This window comes from Pedobacter sp. WC2501 (assembly GCF_052682415.1).
In genome coordinates, this window is record NZ_JBQZFI010000001.1 from 5,231,618 (window position 1) to 5,248,154 (window position 16,537).

A 16,537-nucleotide genomic window follows, 5' to 3' on the forward strand; every position below is an offset into this window, starting at 1 on the left:
TTAATTTTTTGTTTTTGCAACAGCTACTTTATCTGCTGCTTTTTGAGGCTGGATCACCATGCCCTCCTGTAACTTATCAACCCCGCTTAACACGATCTGGTCGCCAGCTTTTACCCCGTCTTTAACCAGGTAATTTTCGCCGGCTTTACCCACAATGGTAATGGCTTGTTTTTTCACCTTACTGCTGTCGCCTACGGTAAATACAAATACTTTATCCTGCATTTCTACCGTTGAGGACTGCGGCACCAGAATGGCGTTATCGTGCTGTAAACCTAAACGGATTTTACCGGTATTACCCGAGCGAAGGGTTCCGCTGGCATTAGGGAAACTGGCCCTTAAAGTAATGGCACCAGTATTTTTATCAAACTGACCATCGATCATATCGATCTTACCTTTAATTGGGTAAGCAGAATTATCGGCCAATAAAAGTTCTACCGCGGGTAAATGTTTAATCCTGTCGGCAGGAGTTTTACCCGGATAGTTTGCATTAAAATTGTTGAAGTCGTTTTCGGCAAGGGAAAAATAAACATGTACTTCGTGGATATCTGATAACTGCGTTAAAGCCACCTGATCAGTCGGAGAAACTAAACTTCCTTGTTTCTTAGGAATACGACCGATGTACCCGCTCACTGTAGCCTTAACATTGGTATAACCTAAGTTAATCTGCGCGGAAGCCACGCTGGCTCTGGCTTGTTCGGCATTTGCCTGTGCGATTTTGTAAGCCGTTTTAGCTGTTTTTAACTGGAAATCAGAAACTACCTTATTCTGAACAAGTGGTGTTAATTTATCAACCTCCAATTGTGCATTTAAAATAGCCGCTTCTGCAGCATGTAAACTTGCTTTGGCATTGTTTAAAGCCTCGCGGTAAGGGTTTTCGTTAATTTTGAACAGGGTTTGTCCGGCAGTTACATAAGCGCCTTCGTTAACCAAAACACGTTGTAAGTAACCACTTACCTGCGGACGGACATCAATATCAACAGCGCCCTGAATAGAAGCCGGATATTCGATATACGTAGTTTCTGTGCTCGCACTAATGGCGCTTACCGGCAATGCTGGTGGCGGTGGTGCCGCTGCCGATTGCTCCGGTGATGATTTACAGCTTGCAAGAATTAATGAGAGTGTTAGAATAATTAACATTGACTTAACCTGATTAAACCGTTTAACAGTGTTAAGTGAAATAAACAAGTAATGGATAGCATTCATAATATATAATTTATTGTGGATTTAAAGTGTTTAAATAATCTAACGGTGTTAGATTATGATTTAAAAAAAAATTAGCTGTTAATGGATAGTGTAATGCCTTTAATAGCGTCTTTTAAAATTTGCTGGTTTAGTTCGTCTGTTGTTCTTCCATTCGGACGCACCAGGTTAATGGAAATCAGGCCGTGAATGATAGACCAATAGGTATAATATTTCCTGCAGATGTCATCCTCAGAAACTGGTTTCTTCTCGAATAAAGATTCAATTACTTCGCCTAACATATTCGAAACCGTTTCAGCTTCAGTTAATGAGTTTTTCACGGTGCAACAAACCATATCCACACCGTACATTAATTGATAAAATTCTGTATGGGAAAAGGCAAAATTCCAATAGGCAACCCACATGGCTTCCATTTTATCTTCTGCGGTTTCATGTTTGTCGCGGGCGGCTCGGATGTCCTTCGCTAAAATCTGGTAACCTCTCCTGGTTAATTCAAGCAGGATGCCCTCTTTGTTAGAAAAATATTCGTAAATTATTGGGGCGGTATATTCAATCTGGTCGGCAATTTTACGCATACTCAATGCCTGCCAGCCCTCTGTTTGAACAATGTTCAAGGCAGCATCCAGAATTTTTGTTCTGGTTTCATCTTTTAAACGTAGAATTCTTTCTTTACTTCCCATGACTGGAATATTAGGTGTAAATAATCTAACACCGTTAAGCAAATGTAGAACCAATTCCAGAATTCACAATCATTCATTTGTCATAAACATTTTATTGATTAGTTTTACGAGTGATAATCAACGATTAAAGCATTTAAAAGGCTTTTTCAATAAATTAATTTTCTCAATAACTTATAAAAAATGATTTTCCGCGAAGCAAAAACAACTGACATCCCTGCGATCCAAATTGTCAGGCATACCGTAAAAGAGAACATTTTGTCCGATCCGGCGCTGGTTACTGACCAGGATTGTGAAGAATTTATTACCGAGCTTGGCAAAGGCTGGGTTTGCGAAGTAGATGGAGAAGTAGTTGGTTTCTCCATCGTAGATTTAGAGGAGCATAACATTTGGGCGCTCTTTCTGCGTCCGGAGTTCGAAGGTAAAGGTATCGGCAAAGAACTGCACCGCTTAATGATGGATTGGTATTTTAATCAAACTCAAGAAATGGTTTGGTTGGGTACATCTCCCAATACCCGTGCAGAAGAATTTTATACCCGGCAAGGCTGGAAAAAGGTTGGCGTGGTAAATAAAGGTGAAGTGAAATTTGAGATGGGTTATGAGGATTGGGTGAATAGGTAAATCCATTCAAAATATCGTCATTTTAAGGCATTGCTAAGAACGGTCGTCTTTCCCGCGCAGGCGGGAATCTTAATGAAATCAACAAACCCCTAACATGGCATTAGGATTCCCAATCAAGTTGGGAATGACGATGCAGAAAAGAAAATATTAACCACTAAGTCACAAAGAACACAAAGTATTGTGCCTTAGTAATAGTCGTCAAAAGACTGAACCATATAAGGCATATAAGTTACATATAAGCTCAATGCCTAATATGTTCTTACACGTCTTATATGGCAAAAAGAAACTAGTAAAGTTTTAAGCACTTATACCCTGAAACAAATCCGAAAATTAATGCGTCTGCTAGTAGCGATAGTTGTAAGATTGCTTCGTTCCTCGCAATAAAGATGCAGTAAAGAAAAGATTAACCACCAAGTTACAAAGAACACAAAGTATTGTGCCTTAGTAATAGCCGCCAAAAACTGAACCATATAAGGCATATAAGTTACAATATAAGCTCAATGCCTAATATGTTCTTACATGTCTTATATGGTAAAAAACTATAATAAAAGTATTAACCACTAATATCCTGAAACAAATCCGAAAGCTATCGGATCAGGTTGAAGGGCTGAAAGAGCAATCTTAATGCGCCCGCTAATCGCGATAGTTGGTAAGATTGCTTCGTTGCTAACAATGACGATTCAGAAAAGAAAAGATTAACCACTAAGTCACAAAGAACACAAAGTATCGTATCTTAATAATAACAGATAAAAACTGAACCATATCAGGCATATAAGTTACATATAAGCTCAATGCCTAATATGTCCTTAAATGTCTTATATGGTAAAAAGAAACTAGTAAAGTTTTAACCGCTAAGACCCTGAAACAAATCCGAAAATTAATGCGTTCGCTGGTAGCGATAGTTGTAAGATTGCTTCGTTCCTCGCAATGAAGATGCAGTAAAGAAAAGATTAACCACCAAGCCACAAAGAACACAAAGTATTGTGCCTTAGTAATAGCCGCCAAAAACTGAACCATATCAGGCATATAAGTTACATATAAGCTCAATGCCTAATATGTCCTTAAATGTCTTATATGGTAAAAAGAAACTAGTAAAGTTTTAACCACTTATACCCTGGAACAAATCCAAAAATTAATGCGTTCGCTAGTAGCAATAGTTGTAAGATTGCTTCCTTCCTCGCAATAAAGATGCAATAAAGAAAAGATTAACCACCAAGTCACAAAGAACACAAAGTATTGTATCTTAATAATAACAGATAAAAACTGAACCATATCAGGCATATAAGTTACATATAAGCTCAATGCCTAATATGTCCTTAAATGTCTTATATGGTAAAAAGAAACTAGTAAAGTTTTAACCGTTAAGACCCTGAAACAAATCCGAAAGTTATCGGATCAGGGTGACGGACTGCAATAGTAATCTTAATGCGCTCGCTAATCGCGATAGTTGTAAGATTGCTTCGTTCCTCGCAATGAGATGCAGAAAAGAAAAGATTAACCACCAAGTCACAAAGAACACAAAGTATCGTATCTTAATAATAACAGATAAAAACTGAACCATATCAGGCATATAAGTTACATATAAGCTCAATGCATAATATGTCCTTAAATGTCTTATATGGTAAAAAGAAACTAGTAAAGTTTTAACCGTTAAGACCCTGAAACAAATCCGAAAGCTATCGGATCAGGTTGAAGGGCTGAAAGAGCAATCTTAATGCGCCCGCTAATCGCGATAGTTGGTAAGATTGCTTCGTTGCTAGCAATGACGACGCAGAAAAGAAAAGATTCACCACTAAGTCACAAAGAACACAAAGCAAGTTCCTTATTAGTGACTTCGCGCCTTAGTGGTAAAAAAATCTAACTATTCCAGATAAAAGGTGCCTGTTTTACAAAGGCCTTCTCCCCGAACTGCTCAATGATAAACTGAGCCAAATTAGAAGCATTAATCTGTTCGCCATCACAATTAACCAAACTTGTGCCTATAGCACTTTGTTCGTCGGTTTGAATGATTAAGGGTAAACGGATTAAAGTCCAATCGAGATCAATTTCAGTTAACAGATCATATTCTTTTTGCCTGTCTGCGGTAGAAACAGGATAATTATCATACATCCATTTGGTTGCAAATTGGGTCTTCGCATCCTTTTCATCAGCAGGCGTATTCACATTGATCCCTGTAATCAGGATGTACCGCTTCAGATCAAAAGCCTTCATTGCTTTTAAAATATTACCTGTCGATTGGGTAAAGATTGTTTTTTCACTGGCGGGTTGTCCCGTTCCTAATGCACTGACAACGATATCGCAGCCTTGTAAAAAAGCATTTACCGTTTCCACATCTTTTACATCGCCTGTAATGATTTCCAGCGAAGGATGATTGATCTGAAGTTTTTCTGGATTCCTGACAAGGGCTTTTACCCTGAATTGTTGCGCCAATAGCGCTTTTAAAATATAAGTACCAGCTTTACCTGTGGCACCAATTAAAGCAATTTTTAAATCTTGCATGATGTTCTTTATAAAATTTTAGAAAATAATAGTTTATCCGTTATCAGAGTGATAAGGGAATGTCAGAATTGAATTCTGTTTGAGTTATATTTTATAAAGAGATTTTAATGGGACTAATGTACAAAAAAAATCGTTATTTCGATCCGATAGTTATCGATGAAGTGTAACGAAACGGAGATCCTTCGACTCCGCTCAGGATGACAATTAACAATAAACATCGTCATCTCGACCGGAACGCAGTGAAGCGGAGAGATCTACAGTAACCTCCAATTAAAGTGCAAAGATTTCTCCATTCCGCTGCGCTTCAGTCGAAATGACGACGCATCTATCCCAGCATTTGCTACATAAATCTTAACCACATAAGTACACATAAACTCCATATCTAATGTGTTCTTACATGGCTTATATGGTGAAAAGAAAATAGTGAAAAATTTTAACCATTAAGACACTGAAACAAATCCGATAGCTATTGGATCAGGGTGATGGCCTTAGTAATAACAACCGTCAAAAGACTGAACCATATAAGGCATATAAGTTAAATATAAGCGCAATACCTAATATGTTCTTACATGTCTTATATGGTGAAAAGAAACTAGTAAAGTTTTAACCATTAAGACCCTGAAACAAGTTCAGGGAAAGACTTAGTAATAACAGCCGTCAAAAAGACTGAACCATATAAGGCATATAAGTTAAACGCAACACCTAATATGTTCTTACATGTCTTATATGATGAAAAGAAACTAGTAAAGTTTTAACCACCAAGACACAAAGAACACAAACTGAATGATATCCTGTTGTCTTCGTACCTTTGTGGTAAAACACTAACCCTTAAACTTCTTCATAAACGTACTCACACTTTCCTCCAAATTCCCATCAGCAATGGCTTTAACGAAAGCAGTACCAATAATGGCTCCGTTGGCATACGAACAAGCCTTATCAAAAGTCTGTTTATCGCTGATCCCGAAGCCTATCATCGTTGGGTTCTTCAGGCTCAGGTTTTTAATTCTGCTGAAATAAGCTTCTGTGGTATCGCCAACTTCGAGGTTTTTACCCGTAGTAGCCGATGATGATAACAAATAGATAAAGCCATTGGTTAAACCATCAATTTTATGAATGCGTTCTTCAGCGGTTTGAGGCGTAATTAAGAACACATTGCTCAGGTTATGTTTTTCGAAACAATCTTTATAAAATTCCTCGTACTCTACCATGGGCAGATCGGGAACGATACAACCATCTACCCCTACTTCAGCACAGGCTTCGCAGAATTTTTCTACGCCAAACTGCAAAACAGGGTTTACATAACCCATTAACAAAACAGGAATGGTAACGGTCTTACGCAAGTCTTTCAACTGTTCGAAAAGCAGGTTAAGCGTCATACCCTGATCAAGCGATTGTTTACTACTGGCCTGGATTACCGGTCCATCGGCAACAGGATCGGAATAAGGAAAACCGATTTCGAGCATATCAGCACCTGATTTCTCCAATGCCTCTGCAATTTTAATGGTATCGCCAGTATTTGGATAACCAGCGGTATAATAAATTGATAATATATTTTTCTTCTCTTGGAAGAGTTGTTTAATTCGATTCATTTTATGAGATGTGAGATGTGAGATGTGAGATGTGAGAACCAGACAGGAAGTCTAATATCTCAAATCTATTGTCTCAAATCTACCTTAAAGATTAAAATATTTAATATAAGTGTCCAGATCCTTGTCGCCACGACCTGAAAGGCAAACCACTACGTTTTCGCCACCTTTAAATTTCATTTTTTCTAAGTAAGCCAGGGCGTGTGCACTTTCAATGGCTGGAATAATCCCTTCCAATTGTGTACAAAGCAAACCGGCTTCTAAACTTTCTTCGTCAGTAATGGACACGTATTGGCCACGGCCGGTTTTAAACAAATGTGCATGTTGTGGACCAATGCCCGGATAATCCAATCCTGCCGAAACCGAATGCGGTTCTACCACCTGACCATCTGGCGTTTGCATTAAAATACTTCTGCTACCGTGTAAAACACCCTCTTTACCTAAATAAGTGGTTGCGGCAGAAAATCCGCTTGAGACCCCTTTTCCGGCTGCTTCAACAGCGATGAGTTTAACATTTTCATCGTCCATAAAGTGGTAGAACATACCCATGGCATTACTTCCACCACCTACACAGGCCAAAACATAATCAGGCTGGTCGCTTCCCGTCTGCTCTAATAATTGTTTTTTGGTTTCTTCAGAAATGATCGATTGAAAAATCGCCACCATATCAGGGTAAGGGTGCGGACCTACTACCGAACCGATGATGTAATGTGTATCAACCGGGTTATTGATCCAGTCGCGCATCGCCTCATTAGTCGCATCTTTTAAAGTTTTACTTCCAGAGCTTGCGGGAACAACCTTTGCACCCAACATTTTCATACGAGCAACATTCGGCGCCTGGCGCTCAATGTCGACCTCCCCCATGTAAATCACACACTCGAGGTTACGCAAAGCACATACTGTTGCCGTGGCCACGCCGTGCTGACCAGCGCCTGTTTCAGCGATAATCCTTTTTTTACCCAGTTTTTCAGCCAATAAAATCTGTCCGATGGTGTTGTTGATCTTATGGGCACCGGTATGGTTTAAATCTTCCCTTTTCAAGAAAATATTGGCACCAAATCTTTCCGAATACCTTTTAGCAAGGTATAATGGCGAAGGACGGCCAACGTAATCTTTTAATAACTGATGAAATTCCTTTTGAAAATCGGCATCATCAATAATCTTTAAATAGTTTTGACGCAATTCTTCTACGTTTGGATAAAGCATTTCGGGGATGTACGCACCTCCAAAATCTCCATAATATCCTTTTTCGTTTACTTTGTATTTCATAATATCTATCAACTAATCTGTCACATTGAGCTTGTCGAAATGCTATACTAAATTCCTTCGACAGGCTCAGGATGACACTATTTTGTGTTCATTTCTTTTATAAATTCTTTAATCTTCTCCGCATCTTTCAGGCCCGGTTCAATTTCGAACCTGCTATTGATATCCAAAGCATATAAACGTTCATCGCTTATTTTTTTTATGGCCGGGGCATGTTCTAAATCAACTCCACCACTTAAAAAGTAAGGTTTTGTGTAAGTATATCGGTCTAAAACAGACCAATTGAACGTTTTTCCCGATCCACCATGTGTTTTGGTTTTGGTATCGAACAGAAAATAATCTACCACAGCTAAATAAGGTTCCAGATCAGAAAAATCAAAATCTTCATCTATTCCAAAAGCTTTGATTACTTCCAAAGTAGGGAAAGTCGATTTTAATGCTGCACAGTATTCAGGCGATTCACTGCCGTGTAACTGAACAGCTTTTAGCTTCAATGTGTTTACCTTATCTTTTACTTTTTCAAGATCTTCATTGACGAAAACACCAACAGTCTTAATTTCTGAGGGAATGTATTTAATCAATTCAGCAGAAACATCACTGATCAACCTTGGCGATTTCTCATAAAAAATAAAACCCAGATAATCTGGTTGCAATTCTGCCACCGCAGCAATATTGGCGGCCAAACGCGTTCCACAAACTTTTAACTTTAACATGCCAATAGGTTTTTGAAACTGTTTAACGCTTTTTTGCTTGTTAAAGATTCTTCGGCTTCATAAAAGCAGTCGGCAAAAGACAGTTCAGGTTTGATCGTTTTAATCGCTAGTGCCGAATTACACAGTACCACATTGTTCTGCACATCAGTGGCTTCGCCGTTTAACACATCCATAAATATTTTGGCTGATGATTCCACGGTATCGCCACCTTTAATCGCGTTTACATCAACCCTGCCGAAGCCCATATCCTGAAGCGTTAAAATCTGCTCGCCCTTGTTCGAAAAGGTTTTCACATCGCAGGTTAACGAAACTTCATCATAGCCTTCTAATGCATGTACAATGGTGTAATTTTTATCGGTATCCTGGTATAAATAAGCATATAAACGCGCCAGTTCCAAGCTAAATACCCCTACCATCTGGTATTTCGGCTGTCCGGGGTTAACCATCGGGCCGAGCATATTAAAAAATGTTTTCACCCCCAGTTCCTTGCGGATTGGTGCTACAATTTTCATCGCAGGATTAAACAATGGCGCATGCAGGAAACAGATCCCTGCTTTATCGAGATTGCGTTTTAAAGTGTCTTCATCATTGGTAAAAGTATAACCTAAATATTCCATTACGTTAGAAGAGCCGCAGCCCGACGAAACGCCATAATTACCATGTTTGGCCACCGGATGACCAGCACCCGCCACAACAAATGAGGATAAGGTAGAGATATTAAAAGTGTCTTTACCATCGCCACCGGTACCACAAAGATCAATCAGGTCATAACCCGATAAGTTTACTTTAACACACATATCCAACATGGCATCACGGAAGCCCTGTAACTCCTGCACCGTGATGTTGCGCATGGCATATGCGGTAATAAAAGCGGCAATTTGCGAAGAATTAAAAGCTCCTTCCGAAATGGAGATTAGAATATTCTTAGCTTCTTCCCTGCTAAAACTCTTGTTCTCGAATAAATGGTTTAATATTTTTTTCATGTTTTGTATACCTCTTATCGTCATTCTGAACTTGTTTCAGAATCTTTCACGTAGATGCTGAACTAAATCCGATAGCTATCGGATCAGCATGACGATCATTCAAAAATTCATTTTTTGCGCCATGATTTGTGTCTCCACAAACCAATTTATATTTATTCCGGTTCGTGAAGACACGAACCGTGGCGATGGTTTATTGCAATGTTATTTAACCACAGATGAAAAGGATGAACAAGGATAAAAATCTGTGTGTATCTGTGTACATCTGTGGTTCATTTTCATTTATCTCTTTATTTTGCGCCATGGTTTGTGTCTCCACAAACCAATTTATATTTATTCCGGTTCGTGAAGACACGAACCGTGGCGATGGTTTATTGCAATGTTATTTAACCACAGATGAAAAGGATGAACAAGGATAAAAATCTGTGTGTATCTGTGTACATCTGTGGTTCATTTTCATTTATCTCTTTATTTTGCGCCATGGTTTGTGTCTCCACAAACCAATTTATATTTATTCCGGTTCGTGAAGACACGAACCGTGGCGATGGTTTATTGCAATGTTATTTAACCACAGATGAAAAGGATGAACAAGGATAAAAATCTGTGTGTATCTGTGTACATCTGTGGTTCATTTTCATTTATCTCTTTATTTTGCGCCATGGTTTGTGTCTCCACAAACCAATTTATATTTATTCCGGTTCGTGAAGACACGAACCGTGGCGATGGTTTATTGCAATGTTATTTAACCACAGATGAAAAGGATGAACACGGATAAAAATCTGTGTGTATCTGTGTACATCTGTGGTTCATTTTCATTTATCTCTTTATTTTGCGCCATGGTTTGTGTCTCCACAAACCATTATGTTTATTCCGGTTCGTGTCTCCACGAACCGTGGCGATGGTTAAAAAAAAACTGCATAAAAAAAGGATTGCTTTTTGGGCAATCCTCTTCGTTGTGTTTAAAATATTTTAAAATATATAACAATAGAATTTGCCTAACGAATTTCGTTATGCCACCACCAATTGTTATTTAAGTTTTTAATTATCATGTTTGTATAAAGCAAATATTGACATTGTTTTTTAATATTCCAAAATCTTTCTAAAAATATATGGCTTTCTTTAAAAGAAAAGTACAGTTTAATGATGATTTAGGTTTCGGATCCAATCCCGTAACCAAAAACCAACGCATGCTTAACCCCGATGGTTCAGCAAATATCGAGCGTACCGGATTGCCCTGGTTCAAATTTGATGATACCTACACCCGTTTGGTAACCATGAGCTGGACACGGTTTTTCTTTGTGATTCTTCTTGCCTACCTCGTGGTAAATACCATTTTTGCAGTTTTATATAATGTTGTTGGGATTGAAAATTTAGATGGCGCCAAAGGTGTAACCCTGCGCGATCAGTTTTTTGATGCCTTTTTCTTTTCTGCACAAACCATTTCTACGGTGGGTTATGGCCACATTTCGCCACAGGGTTTTGTTACTAGTGTGCTAGCCGCTTTCGAAAGCATGCTGGGTTTATTGGCTTTTGCACTGGCTACAGGTTTATTGTACGGCCGTTTTAGCCGACCTACTTCTAAAGTGAGTTTCAGTAAAAAAATGGTGATTGCTCCTTATGAGAAAGGCCATGGCTTGATGTGCCGTTTGGTTAACCTGCGTCGTAATCAGCTTATCGAAGTAGAAGTGCAGATGGTGATGTCGTATAATGAAACCGTTGATGGCAAACATGTTAGAAAGTTTTATCCTTTGCCCTTAGAGCGCAGTAAAATTGGTATCCTATCGTTAAACTGGACGCTGGTACACCCCATTACCGAAGATAGTCCGTTTTTCGAAAAATCGCTAACGGAGTTGCAACTGGCAGAAGTAGAGGTTTTTGTAATTCTTAAAGCTTTTGACGACACCTTTTCGCAGACGATCCATACCAGAACGAGTTATCAGGATGAAGAAATAGAAATGGATGCCCGGTTTGAGAAAATGTATTACCATAATGACGAAGGCAAAATGGTGATGGATTATAGTAAACTGGATAAGGTTACTAGGACGGTGTAAGCATTTCTTGCTTTAAAAGTTTTTTTGGAAAGCAGGCTTCGGTGCTAATCGGTTGCGATAGTCCCGCCATCCACTACAATCTTTTTGTGGTGCTGTCATCTTGAGGCACGAAGGATCTGTTCCATAGGCGGCAGATGCTTTGTACCTCAGCATGACATGAAATTGAGGGTTGCTGCAAGCAAAAAGGATTTCCGCTGCTATCGGGTTTATGTGGGTTTGGGTAAGTGCAATAAATAGACCATCCCACCTTACAGGCATCCCTCCAGAAGAGAGGAACCAAAAACTGATTCAGAGTTGTCAACTTTAATAGCAAGAGGCAAGAAAGTTGACAACTCTTACGAAGATGTCTTTTGTATAAAATCCAAGATATCCTGATACAATTGATTCCCGCCAAAAATCATCTGACTGATCATAGGTACATAGCTTTTGCCTTTAATCTCCTTTATTTCAACGGGAATATTGTTTGCTTTAAGCTTTTCGTATAACCTCGGCGTTTGTAATTTAATGGCGCTAACCTATAAGCCTTACAGTTTAAACCCTTTATCTATAACCACCAACCCTTCTACCCATGATTCGTCACCTTGATCCAATATCGGATTTATTTCAGGTTCTGTTCTATCTAAAATATATAAGGTTAGGCGCTAAACAATTGTACTGGGTCTTAGACTCCGTTCAGACTGACAATTAATCTAGCTTAAACCGCCAACATAAATGTGCCACCGAAACGCCAAACCCTAACCGCAATACGCTATTCTATTTACCTTACTTCTTAAACCTTAAACACTCTACCTTAAGCCTTAATCAGCGGATTCTTCTCTTTCGCAAACAAATCAAAGACCTTTTTATCTACAAATGCAGGGAAAAGTTTGTTCATCCATACCGCTAATTTCCCTTGTCCCGTCATGATTAATGTACGTTTGCGTTGTTCAATGCCATCGGCAATAATGCCCGCTACCTCTTCTGATGTCATCATTTTACCTTCATCCATGCTGGTTTCGCCATGAGCAGCGCCATCTTTTGATAGAGCAGTTACGCGGATGTTAGAAGCCGTAAAACCAGGGCAAGCCACCATTACGTTTACACCTGTCTTCAATAATTCGGTACGCAAAGATTCCATAAATCCGTTCATCGCAAATTTAGATGCAGAATAACCCGTACGGCCTGGCAAGCCACGATAGCCGGCAATTGATGAAACGCCAACCACTGTTCCTTTGGTTTTTAAAATCTCTGGCAAAGCATATTTGGTACAGTAAACCGTTCCCCAAAAGTTTACATCCATCAGGTTTTTAAGTACCGATAAATCCAGATCGTTAAATAGGGCACGCATCGATAAACCGGCATTGTTCACCAGGATATCAATCTTTTGAAAGGATACTAAAGCTTGTTTAATAATCAGTTCGCAGTCGGCTTCTTTACTTACATCGGCCTGAACCGCCACCGCCCTGATGCTATATTTTTTCTCCAGTTCTGCAGTGATTTCGCAAAGGGTTACATATTGGCGGGCAGCTAAAACCAGATTGGCACCACGTTTTGCAAATTCTTCGGCGCAGGCTTTCCCGATTCCGCTTGATGCCCCGGTGATGATGATAACTTTATCTTTCATTAAAAAATGATTTTCTTTTTGAATGTTGAATGCTTTATTCCTGTAATCCTAAAATCCTGTAAATCTTAATCCTATTTCATCATCGCGGTTTCGTAAGGGACGCGGGTAATAATCGATCGGCCTAGTGTAATTTCATCTGTGTATTCGAGTTCGCCGCCAAATGCAATTCCACGAGCAATGGTGGTTACCGGAACATTGAACTCTTTTAGTCTTTTATAGAGATAGAACAAGGTGGTATCGCCTTCCATATTCGGACTGAGCGCTAAAATTACTTCTTTAATGCCTCCTAATGCCATTCTGGCCACCAAGCCATCAATAAACAGATCAGACGGACCCACCCCATCCATTGGGGAAATTAATCCACCCAAAACATGGTAAACCCCAAAATATTGCCCTGTATTTTCAATCGCCATTACATCGCGGGTATCTTCTACCACACAAATGGTTTCTTTATCGCGTTTTATCGAAGTACAGATTTCGCATACGGTATAATCAGAAATATTATGACAGGTAGTACAATGTTTAATCTGCTGTTTTAACTTGATAAATGTATTGCCAAACTGGTTTACCTCCTCCTGCTCTTTGTTTAAAAGATGTAAAACCAAACGTAAAGCCGTTTTTTGACCTACACCCGGAAGTTTCGAGAATTCGTTTACCGCATCTTCGAGCAGCTTGGATGAAAAATTCATGGTGCAAAAATAGGTAAAAAGGTTTGTTAGTTCAATAGTTCAATAGTCATTGGTTCAATGGTAACTGCAAATTGCCAACTAAAAACTGGATATTGGTTCATTGGTCAATAGTTTAATGGTTGATAGTTCATAGCCAATAGTAACTGCAAATTGCCAACTGAAAATTGGATATTGATTGATAGTTCATGGCCAATAGTAACTGCAAATTACCAACTGAAAACTGATTAGCGTTTATTAATCATTTGTATATTTGATTTTAGGTGTCTGATAATTGCATATTGGTTATTGGACGTTTTAACTTCGGACTTCCGACTTCGGACTCCCTAACACGGACTTCCGACTAACAACAATATTGCTTGATTTGATAGTTTTCTTTACATTTATCAGCTTAATACGAAACTATGTCTCCAACCATTCTATTGTGTTTCCTGATCGGTTACTTTTTATTGCTGATCATTATTTCCTTTGTAACCTCAAAAAACTCATCCGATAATTCGACCTTCTTTGTTGCCAACCGGAACTCTAAATGGTACCTGGTTGCCTTTGGAATGATCGGCACTGCCCTTTCTGGTGTTACCTTTATATCCGTACCTGGTGAAGTTGGCGCACCCAGCGGAAACCAGTTTCAATATTTCCAGTTTGTGCTCGGCAATGCGGTTGGCTTTATCATCATCGCTACAGTTCTGCTTCCGCTTTACTACCGGATGAACTTAACCTCGATTTATAGCTATATTGAAAAGAGATTAGGCCATTATAGCTACAAAACCGCAGCATCGATCTTTTTATTGAGCCGTACATTGGGTTCCGCGACAAGATTGTATTTGGTAGTGATTGTTTTACAACGTTTTATCTTCGATAATTATGGGATCCCCTTCTGGTTAACGGTATTGATTTCACTGGCATTGATATGGTCGTACACTTTTAAAGGTGGATTAAAAACAATTATTATTACCGATACTTTACAAACGTTTTTCCTCGTTTTATCCGTTTTCTTAACTATTTATTTTATCTGCAACAGTTTAAATTTCAATATTCCGCAGGCATTTGAGACGGTAAAAAACAGTAGTTATTCCAAGATATTCTTTTTAGATGATTTCCTGACCAATAAGTTCTATTTCAGTAAACAGTTTATCGGCGGTATTTTTGTGACCATTGCCATGACGGGCTTAGACCAGGATCTGATGCAGAAAAACCTGAGCATGGGCACCATAAAAGAGGCACAAAAAAACATGTTCACTTTTACGGGTGTATTTGTGATTCTGAATGTTTTCTTTTTAAGCGTGGGCGCCTTGTTATACATTTTCGCGGCAAAAAACGGCATCGATATACCATTGGATCATATTACCGGAAAACCCCGAACAGATTTACTATTTCCCGAAATTGCGTTGAACAACCTGGGCGCTATACCGGCCATTATCTTTATGCTGGGTTTAACCGCAGCCACCTTCGCCACTACAGATTCGGCTTTAACGGCTTTAACCACCTCGTTTTGTGTCGACTTTTTAGGCATGGATAAAGCAGAAAATGTAAATGCAAAAGACGCGGTAAAAAAACGCCATACCGTACACATCGCCTTTTCAATTTTGATGTTTTTAGTGATTCTCGTCATCAATGCATTTAACAGTTCATCCGTGGTGAGTTTAATTTTCACCATTGCCTCCTACACCTACGGACCGCTTTTAGGCTTATATAGTTTTGGATTATTTGTAAAAAAACGCGGACTTCATGATAAATTAGTGCCGATAGTTTGCTTATTATCACCTTTTTTATGTTACTTGCTTGCAACGAATTCGACCAGATTATTGGGCGGTTACGTTTTTAGTGTTGAACTGATTTTGATTAACGGTTTAATCACGTTTATAGGCTTGTTGTTCATCAGCAAAAAAACTGATGCGCAAACCAAATTTTAATATTAGAATAACAGTATATGACGAGTGAAGAAAAAATTAGAAGCGCTTTCGAAAACAAAGACTGGCAGGAAATTAAAGTAACCGATTCCTGGCAAATTTTTAAAATCATGGCCGAATTTGTAGACGGCTTTGAAAAACTGGCTAAAATTGGCCCATGTGTTACCATTTACGGTTCAGCGCGTACCGCTCAAACGCATAGATATTATCAATTGGCAGAACAATGTGGTAAATTATTAACCGATCGCGGTTACGGTGTTATTACAGGCGGTGGCCCGGGCATTATGGAAGCCGGTAACAAAGGCGCCCACACGAACGGCGGAAAATCGGTAGGTTTAAACATTGAGTTGCCTTTTGAGCAGTTCCACAATAAATACATTGATCATAATAAATTACTGGAATTTGATTATTTCTTTGTACGTAAGGTGATGTTCATGAAATACAGTCAGGGTTTTGTGGTTTTACCAGGTGGTTTTGGTACCATGGATGAGCTATTTGAAGCCTTAACCCTTATCCAGACCGGCAAAATTGCACGTTTCCCAATCGTATTGGTTGGTGTTGATTATTGGGGTGGATTAATTGACTGGATTAAAGGTACGATGCTTCAAAAAGAACATAACATCCACGAAGAAGATTTAAACCTTTTCAGGTTGGTAGATACCGCAGAAGAAGCTGCAGAGCATATTTTCCGTTTCTACGATAAATATGTACTTAAACCGAATTTTTAGAAAGGTTCAATGGTTCA

At 39.0% G+C, this 16,537-nt stretch carries 15 protein-coding genes; 6 read left to right on the forward strand and 9 right to left on the reverse strand.

Annotated elements, in window-relative coordinates:
• Both ACUN24_RS21950 and ACUN24_RS21955 read right to left on the reverse strand, forming a co-directional pair.
• Nucleotides 1–1,137, reverse strand: coding sequence for an efflux RND transporter periplasmic adaptor subunit (locus ACUN24_RS21950; protein WP_445564461.1), 1,137 nt, complete (start codon nucleotides 1,135–1,137; stop codon nucleotides 1–3).
• A gap of 137 nt (nucleotides 1,138–1,274) precedes the next feature.
• Nucleotides 1,275–1,880, reverse strand: coding sequence for a TetR/AcrR family transcriptional regulator (locus tag ACUN24_RS21955; RefSeq protein ID WP_445564462.1), 606 nt, complete (start codon nucleotides 1,878–1,880; stop codon nucleotides 1,275–1,277).
• Nucleotides 1,881–2,060: 180 nt separating this feature from the next.
• Between ACUN24_RS21955 and ACUN24_RS21960 the strand changes: the two genes are divergently transcribed.
• Complete coding sequence (locus ACUN24_RS21960; protein ID WP_445564463.1) at nucleotides 2,061–2,498, forward strand: GNAT family N-acetyltransferase; 438 nt, start codon at nucleotides 2,061–2,063, stop codon at nucleotides 2,496–2,498.
• Between the two features lie 1,857 nt (nucleotides 2,499–4,355).
• Here the strand turns inward: ACUN24_RS21960 and ACUN24_RS21965 are convergent.
• The 5 genes from ACUN24_RS21965 to trpD form a co-directional block, all read right to left on the reverse strand.
• Entirely contained in the window at nucleotides 4,356–4,997 is a 642-nt protein-coding gene (locus tag ACUN24_RS21965; RefSeq protein ID WP_445564464.1) for an NAD(P)-dependent oxidoreductase, read from the reverse strand.
• Between the two features lie 821 nt (nucleotides 4,998–5,818).
• Nucleotides 5,819–6,586: a tryptophan synthase subunit alpha gene (gene trpA / locus ACUN24_RS21970; protein WP_445564465.1), complete on the reverse strand. Its 768-nt coding sequence runs from the start codon at nucleotides 6,584–6,586 to the stop codon at nucleotides 5,819–5,821.
• A gap of 84 nt (nucleotides 6,587–6,670) precedes the next feature.
• Nucleotides 6,671–7,852, reverse strand: a complete 1,182-nt coding sequence (gene trpB / locus ACUN24_RS21975) for a tryptophan synthase subunit beta (protein ID WP_445564466.1) — start codon at nucleotides 7,850–7,852, stop codon at nucleotides 6,671–6,673.
• A 77-nt stretch (nucleotides 7,853–7,929) separates the two neighbouring features.
• Nucleotides 7,930–8,562 carry a phosphoribosylanthranilate isomerase gene (locus ACUN24_RS21980; protein ID WP_445564467.1) on the reverse strand — a complete coding sequence of 211 codons (633 nt, stop codon included), beginning with the start codon at nucleotides 8,560–8,562 and terminating at the stop codon, nucleotides 7,930–7,932.
• Entirely contained in the window at nucleotides 8,556–9,545 is a 990-nt protein-coding gene (gene trpD, locus ACUN24_RS21985; protein WP_445564468.1) for an anthranilate phosphoribosyltransferase, read from the reverse strand. Before trpD ends, ACUN24_RS21980 begins: the two co-directional genes overlap by 7 nt.
• Nucleotides 9,546–9,769: 224 nt before the next feature.
• Between trpD and ACUN24_RS21990 the strand changes: the two genes are divergently transcribed.
• The 3 genes from ACUN24_RS21990 (at nucleotide 9,770) to ACUN24_RS22000 (ending at nucleotide 11,593) form a co-directional block, all read left to right on the forward strand.
• On the forward strand, nucleotides 9,770–9,961 hold the full coding sequence (locus ACUN24_RS21990; RefSeq protein ID WP_445564469.1) for a hypothetical protein: 192 nt from the start codon (nucleotides 9,770–9,772) through the stop codon (nucleotides 9,959–9,961).
• A 164-nt stretch (nucleotides 9,962–10,125) separates the two neighbouring features.
• Nucleotides 10,126–10,317 (forward strand): hypothetical protein, encoded by a 192-nt coding sequence (locus ACUN24_RS21995; RefSeq protein WP_445564470.1) that lies wholly within the window; start codon nucleotides 10,126–10,128, stop codon nucleotides 10,315–10,317.
• 334 nt (nucleotides 10,318–10,651) lie between these two features.
• Nucleotides 10,652–11,593, forward strand: a complete 942-nt coding sequence (locus tag ACUN24_RS22000) for an ion channel (RefSeq protein WP_445564471.1) — start codon at nucleotides 10,652–10,654, stop codon at nucleotides 11,591–11,593.
• Nucleotides 11,594–12,383: 790 nt separating this feature from the next.
• On the opposite strand, the gene ACUN24_RS22005 is transcribed toward ACUN24_RS22000, so the two are convergent.
• Together ACUN24_RS22005 and recR are read right to left on the reverse strand one after the other, a co-directional pair.
• A complete protein-coding gene (locus ACUN24_RS22005; RefSeq protein ID WP_445564472.1) occupies nucleotides 12,384–13,196 on the reverse strand; it encodes an SDR family oxidoreductase in 813 nt (270 codons plus the stop codon).
• A gap of 71 nt (nucleotides 13,197–13,267) precedes the next feature.
• Entirely contained in the window at nucleotides 13,268–13,885 is a 618-nt protein-coding gene (gene recR, locus ACUN24_RS22010) for a recombination mediator RecR (RefSeq protein ID WP_445564473.1), read from the reverse strand.
• A gap of 401 nt (nucleotides 13,886–14,286) precedes the next feature.
• Between recR and ACUN24_RS22015 the strand changes: the two genes are divergently transcribed.
• The gene (locus tag ACUN24_RS22015; RefSeq protein WP_445564474.1) at nucleotides 14,287–15,795 is read left to right on the forward strand and encodes a sodium:solute symporter; all 1,509 of its coding nucleotides are present in this window, start codon (nucleotides 14,287–14,289) and stop codon (nucleotides 15,793–15,795) included.
• A gap of 17 nt (nucleotides 15,796–15,812) precedes the next feature.
• A complete protein-coding gene (locus ACUN24_RS22020; RefSeq protein WP_029278019.1) occupies nucleotides 15,813–16,520 on the forward strand; it encodes an LOG family protein in 708 nt (235 codons plus the stop codon).
• The last annotated feature ends 17 nt before the right edge of the window (nucleotides 16,521–16,537 follow it).

Bases quoted from the DNA above. Each gene is read 5' to 3' on its own strand.
- ACUN24_RS21950 (WP_445564461.1), bottom strand. From the start codon at position 1,137: ATGTTAATTATTCTAACACTCTCATTAATTCTTGCAAGCTGTAAATCA.
- ACUN24_RS21955 (WP_445564462.1), bottom strand. From the start codon at position 1,880: ATGGGAAGTAAAGAAAGAATTCTACGTTTAAAAGATGAAACCAGAACA.
- ACUN24_RS21960 (WP_445564463.1), top strand. From the start codon at position 2,061: ATGATTTTCCGCGAAGCAAAAACAACTGACATCCCTGCGATCCAAATT.
- ACUN24_RS21965 (WP_445564464.1), bottom strand. From the start codon at position 4,997: ATGCAAGATTTAAAAATTGCTTTAATTGGTGCCACAGGTAAAGCTGGT.
- trpA (WP_445564465.1), bottom strand. From the start codon at position 6,586: ATGAATCGAATTAAACAACTCTTCCAAGAGAAGAAAAATATATTATCA.
- trpB (WP_445564466.1), bottom strand. From the start codon at position 7,852: ATGAAATACAAAGTAAACGAAAAAGGATATTATGGAGATTTTGGAGGT.
- ACUN24_RS21980 (WP_445564467.1), bottom strand. From the start codon at position 8,562: ATGTTAAAGTTAAAAGTTTGTGGAACGCGTTTGGCCGCCAATATTGCT.
- trpD (WP_445564468.1), bottom strand. From the start codon at position 9,545: ATGAAAAAAATATTAAACCATTTATTCGAGAACAAGAGTTTTAGCAGG.
- ACUN24_RS21990 (WP_445564469.1), top strand. From the start codon at position 9,770: ATGAACAAGGATAAAAATCTGTGTGTATCTGTGTACATCTGTGGTTCA.
- ACUN24_RS21995 (WP_445564470.1), top strand. From the start codon at position 10,126: ATGAACAAGGATAAAAATCTGTGTGTATCTGTGTACATCTGTGGTTCA.
- ACUN24_RS22000 (WP_445564471.1), top strand. From the start codon at position 10,652: ATGGCTTTCTTTAAAAGAAAAGTACAGTTTAATGATGATTTAGGTTTC.
- ACUN24_RS22005 (WP_445564472.1), bottom strand. From the start codon at position 13,196: ATGAAAGATAAAGTTATCATCATCACCGGGGCATCAAGCGGAATCGGG.
- recR (WP_445564473.1), bottom strand. From the start codon at position 13,885: ATGAATTTTTCATCCAAGCTGCTCGAAGATGCGGTAAACGAATTCTCG.
- ACUN24_RS22015 (WP_445564474.1), top strand. From the start codon at position 14,287: ATGTCTCCAACCATTCTATTGTGTTTCCTGATCGGTTACTTTTTATTG.
- ACUN24_RS22020 (WP_029278019.1), top strand. From the start codon at position 15,813: ATGACGAGTGAAGAAAAAATTAGAAGCGCTTTCGAAAACAAAGACTGG.